At 42.1% G+C, this 8364-nt stretch carries 7 protein-coding genes; 3 read left to right on the top strand and 4 right to left on the bottom strand.

The features are described 5' to 3' along the window. Window positions 1-623: 623 nt before the first annotated feature. From ACCI51_RS18065 to ACCI51_RS18055, 3 genes are read right to left on the bottom strand one after another with little or no spacing between them, the layout of a single operon-like run. Complete coding sequence (locus ACCI51_RS18065) at window positions 624-1043, bottom strand: hypothetical protein (protein WP_371844818.1); 420 nt, start codon at window positions 1041-1043, stop codon at window positions 624-626. Between the two features lie 16 nt (window positions 1044-1059). Continuing rightward, the gene (locus ACCI51_RS18060) at window positions 1060-2196 is read right to left on the bottom strand and encodes a dipeptidase (RefSeq protein ID WP_371844817.1); all 1137 of its coding nucleotides are present in this window, start codon (window positions 2194-2196) and stop codon (window positions 1060-1062) included. A 14-nt stretch (window positions 2197-2210) separates the two neighbouring features. Then, entirely contained in the window at window positions 2211-3878 is a 1668-nt protein-coding gene (locus ACCI51_RS18055; protein ID WP_371844816.1) for an amidohydrolase family protein, read from the bottom strand. Window positions 3879-4054: 176 nt separating this feature from the next. Between ACCI51_RS18055 and ACCI51_RS18050 the strand changes: the two genes are divergently transcribed. Both ACCI51_RS18050 and ACCI51_RS18045 read left to right on the top strand, forming a co-directional pair. Continuing rightward, window positions 4055-4960 carry a LysR family transcriptional regulator gene (locus ACCI51_RS18050; protein ID WP_371844815.1) on the top strand — a complete coding sequence of 302 codons (906 nt, stop codon included), beginning with the start codon at window positions 4055-4057 and terminating at the stop codon, window positions 4958-4960. Window positions 4961-4964: 4 nt separating this feature from the next. Beyond that, window positions 4965-6218, top strand: coding sequence for an NRAMP family divalent metal transporter (locus ACCI51_RS18045; protein WP_371844814.1), 1254 nt, complete (start codon window positions 4965-4967; stop codon window positions 6216-6218). Window positions 6219-7206: 988 nt separating this feature from the next. On the opposite strand, the gene ACCI51_RS18040 is transcribed toward ACCI51_RS18045, so the two are convergent. Continuing rightward, a complete protein-coding gene (locus tag ACCI51_RS18040; RefSeq protein ID WP_371844813.1) occupies window positions 7207-7656 on the bottom strand; it encodes a GNAT family N-acetyltransferase in 450 nt (149 codons plus the stop codon). A 510-nt stretch (window positions 7657-8166) separates the two neighbouring features. Between ACCI51_RS18040 and ACCI51_RS18035 the strand changes: the two genes are divergently transcribed. Further along, window positions 8167-8328, top strand: a complete 162-nt coding sequence (locus ACCI51_RS18035) for a hypothetical protein (protein ID WP_299587293.1) — start codon at window positions 8167-8169, stop codon at window positions 8326-8328. Window positions 8329-8364 lie beyond the last annotated feature (36 nt).

The following is an 8364-nucleotide window of genomic DNA, read 5'->3' as shown; positions in this document are numbered from 1 at the left end:
TTTACGGCGCTTCAGATTGTATTCTGCTTCGGCAAAGGTGACTTGGTGCATGATCTATCGTAGTCTTGACGGATAACTGAATACTACCAAATCAGCTCGGAATTATTCAGAGGTTCCTTAGTTTAAATTAAAACTTAAGAAAAAGGGTGCTCATCCAGTTATTAGCCTGGACCAAATGATAATAGAATCATTCTGGATGGCTACAAATTAATGCGTATAAACGCTACTGCTATTAGCAAAAGAATAGTAATGTATATATTGTGGATATACACACCAAAAGATATATAAATACTTAACCATTCCTAACGGAGTATCCAATGCTTCTAACGCATTCTAAAGCCTGCATAGAATCATTCAATGTGGGCTGGCGCTTGCCAGCTTAATGGGAATACTTTTAGTCCGTGCAACTTTCAGCAGTCGAGAAGTACCGTATAATAAAGCAGGTTGAGGTCCTATCGCTAACAGTCAGAAGTTTTTATCGACCGAAGCTCCTTCCATACGGGATGAGAAAAATGTTGTGGCGAGACAAAGAAGTACCAGCGTAACTCGTTAATCTTTTCACAGCGGATTTGATACCCTTTATAGTTGAGCGTCTGATCCTTTTTGGTCATAAATGGTTCAATTCAGACTATCTGACCTGTACATTTTTCACCCACTTGATCAACGGTGACTGCCAGATCAATCTCGTTGTCGCCACTGACGACCTTGTACAATCCACTATAGTAAGCTGCGATAAATTTTTTAATTTCGGACCGACTAAAAATTTGGTTCTTCTCCGGTTGATGAGTCCACGAAAAAGCGTAACTAAAAAAATTTTCTTTTTCTGGGTTATACATACCCGACAAAAAAACAAGCTCCTCAATGCCATTTAAAGTAATATCTGAAGCAAACTCCATCGGGAAAGGGATCACTTCAGTCTTAGAGCCGTTTGGAAATTTGGAATAGGTACTAAGCTCTTCTGCAATAAGTACCGGTGAAAACGTAAACGTAACGTATATAAGCAGTCGATTTAATACAGTACCTAATCCAAAACAGTTAGACATGTAAAATTACCTCTTTTTAATTCCATACGACAGAAAAAACACGCAACCAATTGTTGCCAATTACTTTCTCCACCACCCGGTCAGAAAGCCCTTTCTGATTTAATTTATAAGCAACAAGCTCCATTCGCCTTTCTGAATTCAACTCGGGAATAAATGGTGGGCGATGTGGTGTTTCGCCAGGCGCCGAAATTCCTGCAGCAATACGACGCTCAACCTCCTTACTAATGCTTTCGCGATACTCAGGTCCATCATTAACTGGTACGACACCTTGATCGCTGCCTATAGCAATATGGTCTTCACCACACACTTTATAGGCGTGAAGTATATGTTTGATTACCATATCAGCTTTGATTTCGTGGTCACCGCCTTCTAAAAATGGCATCAAATAAATACCTACCAAACCACCAGCTTCAGCGACAGCTCTTAATTCTGCATCATCATTATTACGTGGGTGCTCGTAAACTGCATTGCAACCTGTATGAGAGATAACTATTGGCCTTCTCGCCTGCTTGATAGCGCTTGCAACAGTCCTCTTTCCTGAATGTGAAAGGTCAACCAGCACTTTCTCTGACTCCATTATCTCGATTGCTTTCTTACCAAGCGAAGTAATTCCAAAGTCTTTCTTTACGAGCCCGCCGCTACCTAGAATTGAGGGACCATTATAAGAAACCTGCATTACCCTTACGCCCATCTTCGAGAACTCAGATATACCCGAAAGTGACTCGTCAAACATTTCAGTTGATTGAAACCCCATTATGATGCCAAGTTTATTTTCTTGTTTGGCTTCTAGAATATCTGATGCGGATTGAATCAAGCATAAGTGCGTTGAGTTCTGTTCAATAATCGACTTGGTTTTTTCAACTTTCTTCAAAGTTTCAACATAGTTATCGCCCGGATAAGGAACTGTCATATTCAAAGCACTAATCCCAGATCTTTTGAATATATCTAGGGAATCCGGTGTCAGCGGATCCTTGAGAGAAAATGCCCCACCGAGCCCATCAATAACAATCGATGAATCGTATCTATGCCAAGCCGACCTGCCCTCATCTACTCTAGAGAAAGCGTTTAATATCCCCGAGTTAACAGCCAGATAAGAACCCAGGCCACCAGAAAAAAGAAATTTAATTAATGTTCTTCTTTTTATATCACTCATAAAATACCCCGGAGTTAATTGGCACTTCGCGAAGCTATACACTCCACCTCTACTTTGGCATCTAACGCCAACCCACTTGACGCAAAAGCACTTCTAGCAGGCATCTTGCCATCAAAGTATTGAACATAGACCTTGTTAGCCCCCGACCAATCATCAATATTGGCAAGCATTAAAGTACATTTAACGACATCTTCAAAACTTAGATTTTCACCCTGAAGAACCTGACCAATATTTTTCATTGCTTGATGCATCTGAGACTCCAAACTTTCACCAGCCAATGTTAAAGTTGAAGGATAATTACCAATCTGGCCAGACAACCAAACAGTCCCATTCAGTTCACGTGAAGAAGAAAAAGGTAATTGTGGGTCATCACCAATAAAAATAAATCGGCCATTCTTTATAACTTGGGAAATAGACGTACTATTTTCAATATTTTTCTCAGGATCCCCTGATAGCACAACCAAATTTGCTTTCTTTCCTACATCGACACTACCGGTAGAATCTTCGATCCCAATCACTTTTGCGGCGTTTAAAGTCGCTGCCTGAATTGCCTCGAGGGGCGTCATACCAACCTTATCCACAAGTAACTTCAACTCATGGTGAATCATAGGTGTTGTATCTTTTTCAAGATCACTGAAAGCATCAGTCCCCGCCGCAATAGTAATACCGCTCTGATAGGCAAGTTGCGTCATATTAGTGCTAAGCTGATGAAGTAATCTGTACTTTTCGTTTAAGTCCTTTCTTTCTTCAAATACAGAGAGTGTCGCATCTAAAATTGTTTCGTTTTCCCTCATGGCGCTAAAAAGTTCTGCGTAGCTTTCACTTTTTAGTATGTCCTCCCGATTAAATCGCTCAAGCCCAGCATTTTCTCTTCGCCATTCTTTAAAGTTATCAACTAATTGTGCAGGTATATCAGAGGCATGTGAAATAGTCTCAACGCCAGCATTAACCGTTTGCAAAGGTTTAGAAGGGCCAATATAAGCATGCGACCAGGCCTTTAGGCCATGTTTTTTAGCCGCGCTTGCAAGCAATGGCAGCGACTCAGCTTCAACATCTGCGTATATCTTGATACCTGTTGCACCAGCGCCTTTGGCTTGGAGCATGATTGAGTCCATATCTGCATTTTCACCTACCGCTCTCATCCAGGCGGTGTGCCCAGGTTTACGCCCTTTGGCCGATGCTATGGTTCTCGGGTCGGAAAAAAAAGTTTCTCCACCGATTATGATTGAAAAGTAGATATCAGGCGATGCTATGGAATCGACCTCGGCTTGACGCTTCAAAAAGGCCAGCGCACGCGCATCCCCCCCCATATCTCTTACAGAAGTGACACCGCCACGAAGCAAGTATCGAAGCCGCTCTGTCGTTATTGACAGTTTATCCCAGCCATCTGGGTCAGTAGCATGGTGAACATGAGCATCAATTAAACCCGGAATAACAAAATCTCCTTTCAGGTCCACAACGCTTGCACCTTTCACTTTGGAAAGCCTTCCCGTAGAAGTGATTCTTTTGATTTTGTCCCCCTCGATAAGAATCGACTGCTTTTTAACCACTTTCAGAGATTTAACATCCACTATATTGGCATTAATGAGTAGGATTTTCTCTATTTTATCCTCCATCGCAAATACGTGGCTGTTAGAAGCAAGAAACAAAACTACAAGAATAATTATTCGTTTGATATTCATGGACTCATCTAAAAGGAATTTCTACACATATCACTTAATCATGTCATTTTGAGCCATATCAGACGTACTTTAAACGCCACGGGGGTTTATAGTGTATAAACTATAAGTTTATTATGCTTGCCGGTATACTCGTGTGTAGTTCACCATGAGATTCGGGCTGGCGGTGAGAGAGGCCAATGAACAAATTACATGCGCTTGAAGCATACTGCCTAGTTTGTGAAAAGCAGAACTTCACAGCTGCTGCTCGCGAACTCGGAATTTCTGCAGCGATGGTTGGCAAGTACATTAAACAATTAGAAGAAGAGCTGGGTTGCCTGTTGGTGATGCGCAATACACGCAAGGTATCGGTAACCGAAGCCGGCGAAAACTACTATAGACAGGTTTCACCATTATTGAAAAAACTTGACGCTGCCAATCAGGCGATGTCGGAATATAATCAAGAGCCCAAAGGTCGACTATCCATATCGACCAGCATTGAATTAGGCAGCCAATATTTTTCAAGTCTAATCGCAACTTATAGAGAGTTTTATCCGCAAGTATTCCTGGACTTTCATCTCAGCAATGAACCTATCGACTTACTAGACAAAAAAATCGATCTTGTCTTTAGAATCGCGCCGGAACTGCCTGACTCAAGCTACATCGTTCAGTCTATCGCAAAGACAAAATTAGCACTCTGGGCCAGCGACTCTTACATTAACAAAAATGGACTCCCAGAAAATATGGAGTCACTAAAAAAGCATCAATTGCTTTTCTTTAGCCATAGCGTTCGAGGTGATCATTGGTTATTTCGAGATAAAAATGAAATTAAAAAAATTAAATTGCCCTGGGTGTGGCAATCCAACAATGGAAGAATTTTAAATGAGGCCGCCGCTGAAGGACAAGGGATTATCCAAGCACCCTATTACTCAGTGAAATCTTATGTCGAATCTGGGCAATTATTTGAGATCCTACCTGAATTTACAATAAAACCACTCACCGTTTTTGCCCTCTATCCCCATCGATGTGAGCTCTCCTTGAAAGTTAAAACCTTTATAAATATGGCGAAAAGCCACTTCAAACTACACCATTCCGAGCAATTCTAGTTTAATGAATGCACTTAGACGTACTTTCTCAAACCTGGGCCCAGGAATTATTTGGGCTGCCAGCAGCATTGGCGTATCTCACATCGTACAATCAACTCGTGCTGGAGCCGAATACGCTTTCGCCTTGATTGGGTTTATTTTTCTGGCACATATAATCAAGTACCCCTTCTTTAAGATTGGTCCAGAATATGCCGCCGTAACCGGCGAGAGCTTACTAGAAGGCTATAGGAAGCATAGCCGTTGGGGCTTTTACAGTTATCTAGCACTCACATTACTTACAATGTTCTTTGTTCAAGCTGCGGTTACGATTGTCACTGCAGCCCTGGCTGTAAACCTATTTGGCGATATCTTAAACGTCTCCGAGTGGTCCGCAGTTATCCTCCTCATTACTTGCGGAATATTGATAACCGGCCAGTTTAAGTGGCTGAATGAGAGTTTAAAGTGGATGGTACTGATATTAGCTACTGCCAGTTTAATCACACTCATTGCCGCAATATCGAAATACGGTTTTCTTCCCACTAAAGCGCACTCGATACCCGATTTAGCCCCCGCTATGAGTGTCGCATTTGTAGTTGCCTTAATCGGCTGGATGCCCACTTCAATCGAAGTCTCTGTTTGGCACTCAATTTGGTCAGAACGTAAGATTAAAGAACAAAGAGAAAAAAAATCCACTATAAAATCTCTAGTGTTTGACTTTAAGGTCGGTTATTTCACCAGTCTGCTATTAGCCGTCGTTTTTGTTTGGCTAGGGGCATTGATAATGTTTGGCGGGAATGTCGAACTTTCTCAGTCCCCTGGTATTTTTGCTGGGCAGTTAATCAACATTTACACTGAGTCTTTAGGAGCTTGGAGCCATTTAATTGTCAGCATTATTTGTTTTATAGCACTTCTTTCAACAACATTTGCGGTATCCGATGGGTTTCCTCAAGTTTGGCGAAACGCTCTGAAAATCTCAGGCCACAGCAAGGGCTCAGGGAATAGAACCTATTTAACCACCCTGATTACCCTGAGCTCTATCAGCTGGTTTATAATTTTCTCATTTTCCAATCAGCTTAAAAGCCTAATCGACTTTGTAACCACCCTATCCTTCGTATGCGCGCCGATTTTTGCATTACTAAATATTTTAGTCATGAATGGAAAATGGGTACCAAAAGAGCATCACTTAAAGGGATGGTATTTAATTTACACCTATGCCTGCTTAATGCTAATGATAGGATTTAGCCTATATTATGTTTATTGGCGGTTTTTGGCTAGCTAATCAGTTTTTAAGGCGCACCTCAACATCTCCCAACCCAAAGAGAATGTACCTGGTGCAGTATGACAGAAAAAGGTACACGTCGGCATCTCAATCTGGCATTTAAGCAAGACGCCGTAACTCTGGTCTCTGAGCAAGGATATTCGTTTTCTAAGGCAGCAGAGGCTATAGGGACCACTGCTAACAGCCTGCGACGTTAGATAAAAGAGTGGAAGCAGCAAGAGAGTGACGTAATGCTGGTGCTGGTGCGCAATCTTAATTAGACCGGCTGCGGCATGAAGTCAAGCAGCTGCGTATGGAGAAAGAAACCCTAAATATGGCCAGCACTTTCTTTGCGAAATAAATGAATTAAAGTATAACTTTATCAAGAAACAGCAAGGCCGCTTTCGAGCTAGGGTGCTCTACCGAGCAATGCAGGTAAATATGAGTAGCGATTACCATTGGTGCCGCCGTAGTAATGGCTCGCTTGATACTCAAGAATGGCAACGATGCCATCGCCTGAAGGTCTTATTTGAAAAGTCTCGACAGAGCCCCGTAAGTCGTCGGTTAATGAAACTTCCACACCAAGAAGGTATTGCAGTCGGGCGCTATCGTGTCCGCAGGCTAATAAAAAAACCAGGTTTGACGGTAAGGCGCAAGAAGCGATTTACACTGACGACAGACCGTAAACACCAACTGCCGGCTGCAGAGAACCTACTGAATAGGGATTTCTCATCACGTACTAAAAGTCAAGCCTGGACTACTGATCTTACGTATATCTGGAATTTTCAGGGTTGGTTGTACGATCTTCATTCACTCAAGATTGTTGGTTGGCACTTAGATCTCCAGATAGAACCGACTTTGGTAAGTCGTGCATTGGTGATGGCTGTCAATTTGCGTACACCCCTAAAGGTCTTTTACATCACTCTGATCGAGGTCGTCAGTATGCCATACCAACCAAACGCTTGTGCGCGGGGAAGCGACACCTTTACACGCATGGAATTTCATACATTTATTTATTTTTAATTTCAGCGATCATCTCACCAGACTCATCTAGACCTACCTCACTAAAACCAACACTCTGATAAAAGGATTTTGCGACTGAATTGTTCGGCAAGTAGCAAATCGTAATTCTCTTGCAGTTTGGCATTGAAGAAATGTCTGCGACCACCCTTTGTAGTGCTAAGCGACCAACCCCCTTGTTTTGATGATCTTTATCCACCATAAATCTAAAAATATTGTATTCACCTTCTTTCCCTTCATAATCCAGCGACTCATACATAATAAAACCAACAGCTTGGTTATGGTGAAAAACACCCAAAGGCACACTAGACTCACCGTACGCAGCCTCAGCAAGTGAATAAATATTGGATGCCACAAAGCCTGCCTGATTATCCGAAACCTTCAACTTAATAATATCTTTCCAATTTTTTTTATCGACAGGTTTTATTGTAACTTCCATATCATCTCAGAAATTTAGCCATTTTCTAAAAAGCAACTACTCTACGGCCCAGTTACTCACCGACCCTGGCAAAGCCAAGTGACCAAGTGTTTTTTTATTTGTAGGAAAACGTTAGTAAGGGCTGAAGGTTTCCATAACCAACATTTGAGCAGCTGCCATTATAGTTACAGCAATTACCATATCAGAATTAAAGAAAAATTGCATGCAAATCAGCTGGTTATAATAGCTTCGCTGTATTATGGAAAGTGTGCCATCTAACACCCCCACCAAGGGTATTCAGAATATCTATGTAGACTGTCCATTAAAATAAGATCTATTACGGGAAAAGTATACTTATGCAAATTCATACCACTTTATTTGTAGGTGCAGGAGCTACATAAACAACTCCACCAACCATTAGCGACCCCCTCTATCCAAACAAGTCACCGCACATAGAGGCTCCCTTATACAGGGGCTCCAAACTATAGGCTAACCACGATTTGCAAACATTCTGTGAACCAGGAGTATCCCTTGCTGGGATCACCCCAGCTATATCACGCAAGGCAGATCGCCCCCAACAGCAAGCCGCAAGTGCGCCAAGTGATGGAACACCAAAAGAATGATGGATTGCCACCAAATGTGGCGAAAGAAAAATATTGGAATACTCAAGGTTCGGTGGTCAAAAAAAGTTGACCACTACACTGCGAGGCTTGACCCGAGCAGCTCACG

Origin of the sequence: Microbulbifer echini, assembly GCF_041447225.1 — a bacterium.
Taxonomy (GTDB): domain Bacteria; phylum Pseudomonadota; class Gammaproteobacteria; order Pseudomonadales; family Cellvibrionaceae; genus Microbulbifer; species Microbulbifer echini.
This window is presented reverse-complemented; position numbering and strand designations above follow the sequence as displayed.

What these genes read in the sequence shown, in the direction of transcription:
- ACCI51_RS18055 (WP_371844816.1), bottom strand. Translation starts at nt 3,878, where the DNA reads ATGAATATCAAACGAATAATTATTCTTGTAGTTTTGTTTCTTGCTTCT.
- ACCI51_RS18040 (WP_371844813.1), bottom strand. Translation starts at nt 7,656, where the DNA reads ATGGAAGTTACAATAAAACCTGTCGATAAAAAAAATTGGAAAGATATT.
- ACCI51_RS18050 (WP_371844815.1), top strand. Translation starts at nt 4,055, where the DNA reads ATGAACAAATTACATGCGCTTGAAGCATACTGCCTAGTTTGTGAAAAG.
- ACCI51_RS18065 (WP_371844818.1), bottom strand. Translation starts at nt 1,043, where the DNA reads ATGTCTAACTGTTTTGGATTAGGTACTGTATTAAATCGACTGCTTATA.
- ACCI51_RS18060 (WP_371844817.1), bottom strand. Translation starts at nt 2,196, where the DNA reads ATGAGTGATATAAAAAGAAGAACATTAATTAAATTTCTTTTTTCTGGT.
- ACCI51_RS18045 (WP_371844814.1), top strand. Translation starts at nt 4,965, where the DNA reads ATGAATGCACTTAGACGTACTTTCTCAAACCTGGGCCCAGGAATTATT.